Annotated in this window: 2 protein-coding genes; both read left to right on the top strand. The window is 48.4% G+C overall.

Annotated features, from left to right (window positions below; genetic code table 11):
* The coding region (gene traF / locus IBX50_RS18820; protein WP_292257938.1) for a conjugal transfer protein TraF at positions 1–1,717 on the top strand (1,717 nt) is incomplete at its 5' end.
* Between the two features lie 158 nt (positions 1,718–1,875).
* The coding region (locus IBX50_RS18815) for a Wzz/FepE/Etk N-terminal domain-containing protein (RefSeq protein ID WP_292257937.1) at positions 1,876–3,282 on the top strand (1,407 nt) is incomplete at its 3' end.

The following is a 3,282-nucleotide window of genomic DNA, read 5'->3' as shown; positions in this document are numbered from 1 at the left end:
CCTGCCTTTTGCTGCTGTAACTGCCTCTGCCAACCAATCCTTAGTTAGCCCTGGCTACTCATCTACCATTGGTGGTGTCAGTAACCAGGGTACCGTTCATTCCAGTTCCAATAACCCGGCCAGCAACAACACGCTGGTCAGAGAAGGCGAACGGATCCGTTTTGGTTACCTCAGTAATTTTGGTGGTTATTTTGAAATTGGCGAGTCGGATGATCTGGATGGCAAGGTGAATGACCTGGTCGATGATATGGATGCGGCGGATTCAGATTCATTTAATGAAGCCTATCTGCAGCAGCGTTATCCAAGCGTAGATACGACCGACATGAGTGATTCAGAAAAAGAAGCCGCTTACTTTGAAGCCATTGCCAATCGTGCCAATACTGAATTAGTGGCTGATCTGGAAAAAGGCGGTCAGTTCCGTGCCGGTTTTCAGCTTCAGGCTCCTTTAACCCCTTTTCTGGTTCGCAGTAAAAAAGCACGTGGCACTTTTAGTATCAACGCCTCCGCCAGCACCCAGATTCGTGGTGGATTTATTGGAAGCCCGTTTGGGGTGAAAACAACGTTTAAGGATGTCCAAGTTGACGGTGTTGCTACAGATGTACCCCTGAATCTTGACTTGGGTAAAGCTGCTGGTGCATACACTGAAATTGATAAAGTTCTAAATGACAGCCCGGATGGTACTACTGAATCACAAAAAATTACAGATATTATTGTTATTGCCGAACGAAATGGTTTGATTGCTGGAAATGATAAGGCAATTAATACATTGATTGAAAGCTACAATATTACTGCAAGCGACGTTGATGGTTTATCGGATGATCAAAAGAAAAGCCTGGCACTTCAAGGTGTTAATGTCCCTGGTTACACGTTAGAGCAAGCATCAGTTCAGCCAGCGCAAACAACTACGGGCATCACAACAAAAAACGAGCTCACCACCAACTCCGGTTTTGATATCAAAGCTGCAGCCATTACTCACTTGGGTGTTGGTTACGGTACTAATTTGAGTGAGTGGTTTGAATTAAACCGCAAACACGGTGAGCTGGAAATGGGTCTGCGAGCCAACCTCTATCAAGTAGAAGCAGGTCGCAACTTCATCTCCATTCAGGCGGAATCCAATGCGAAAGGTGATGATGATGCCTTTGATAAAGCCACCGAAGACTTTTTTGAAAATACCGCAAAAACCACCGCAGTGGGGGTTGACCTGGGTTTCCTCTGGCACAGTGAGCACTATCAGGTAGGTCTAACCTTCTACAACCTGAATGAACCGACCATCGACTACCCGAACATGGCTGATTATCTGGAGGGCGAAACCCTTGCCGCGATCCAGGGGTTGGAGCAGGCCGGTAAAACCAAGGTCACCGACTCAGTCACCCTGACACGCCACGCAGTGATTGAGGGAGCTATGTACTCTGCCAACCGCAACTGGATGGTGCAGGGCTCTTACACCCTCGGAACCGCTACCAACTTTGTTGGAGATGAATTCCAGACTATGGCTGTATCAGCCGGTTACTTCCCCAAAAGCTGGTGGGCACCGGGTCTTCGTGCCGGTTACAGCCAAAACCTGGTTGGAGCTGAACTCAGCAAGGTGCACCTGGGCATGACCATGTTTGGCTCCTTGCACCTGGACATGGCAGCATCACTGGATAGCTCCAGCTTTGATGGTAACGACATACCCCGTTATGTCGGGTTCAGCCTGGGCTTTGAAGAGAAGTTCTAAAAGTTAGACTGATCAGTAAATGTTTGATCTTGTAAATAAAAAAAGAGTGCCACAGGTGCTCTTTTTTTAACAAAATGTCAATTTATGGCATTGGTTATGTGGGTTGAGAGTGCTAGAATCGGTGCTGTTTTTTAGCTCACCGAACAGATGAAGTGAAAATGGATCAAACAAATCAGCCAGCCCTAACGGATTCACAACAGCATCGCGATGCACAATTCCCCCGTCAATACGATGATGAAATCAGCCTGATTGACCTTGGTAAAGTCTTGTACAAGCGCTTTTGGGTTATGGTCTTTGTTGGTACCGTTTGTGTCGTAGCAGCGCTGGCTTTTGCCCTGATCCAGAAGCCTAGCTACACCTTTCGCTCTGTACTGGAAGTGGGTAGTATTCCAGCAGTAACAGAAGAAGGTGAAGAGCGCCCGATTGAAAATAGCGAAAGCCTGCTGGCAAGGGTGGTCAACTCCAGTATCCCGCGCGCCATGCAAGCTTATACCTTGCAAGCAACAAGTGGAATGGATGAAGCTGCTGCCGCCACTGCACAAATTATCCTGCCTAAAATCATGGCAGATACACCGAACAATTCCCGCCTGCTGGTGTTGAGTAACAGTCTTACCAATGATTTTAAAGAAATTGAACGCGCTGAAATAGTGCATGAGCTGATCTTGAATGATGTGTTGGAGACTCACGTCGAGCGTGTCAAAACACTGCATGAAGGCTTGGCTATTCAAAAGCGCAATCTGGAATCTCAGTTAAGGCAACTTAAAGGCCGTACAAGCTTGGAGACTCAGCTGGCTGGTTTACGTGTTAAAAAATCCCAGGTTGATGCAAAAGTTGAGAAGTTAACCAATGACGAGCTGCGTCAGTTGGTACTGCAGCGATTGGAAAGAGACCTGACTGCAGCCGAACGCCAGATGCAATCACTGCGCGAGCAGGAAACCAACCTGCGTGACCGCATGAAGCGGCAAACAGAAGAAAAAGAGCAGCTGCTCAATCGTCAGCTGAGTCGTGCTCAAACCGACCTGCAAACTCTGCAGCAGTCGCGCCAGAATGTCATAGGGCAGGGGCAATCCGCACAACTGGCACAAAGCCTGTTGCTGATTGACAGCCAGATCAACTCCGCCCAAGGTAGTGTACGCACCCTGGAAAATAACCTGTACCTTGACTTACCAGAAGAAACAGCCAATATGCGCCGAGAAATGGTTGAGCTGCTGGGTAGTATTCGCTTACAGGAAAGCCTGGTGGCAGAAGCCAGACAAGCAGTACGTGAGTTTAAAATCACCCGTGCGCTGGCCGTGCAGGAAGCTACAGCAGAAGTACAGCAGGTCACCACAGAGATCGACCGGCTGGAAGCTGAATACCAGAACCAGCTTGAACAACTGCAAAACCGCATAGCGGATGTGAATAACCGTATGGAGCAAATCCAGGAAAGCCGCATCCAAATGCGGCCACAACGTGACAGCCAGCCAGAAAGTAACCGCAAAATGCTGATACTTGCCCTGGGTGTGGTTCTGGGCGGCATCCTCGGTATTATGGCGGCTTTTTTTGCTGAATTTGCAGCTCGTGTA

It is taken from the genome of Marinospirillum sp., from assembly GCF_014859565.1.
Note: the sequence above shows the minus strand (reverse complement) of the source record. Positions and strands in the feature narration are given on the sequence as shown.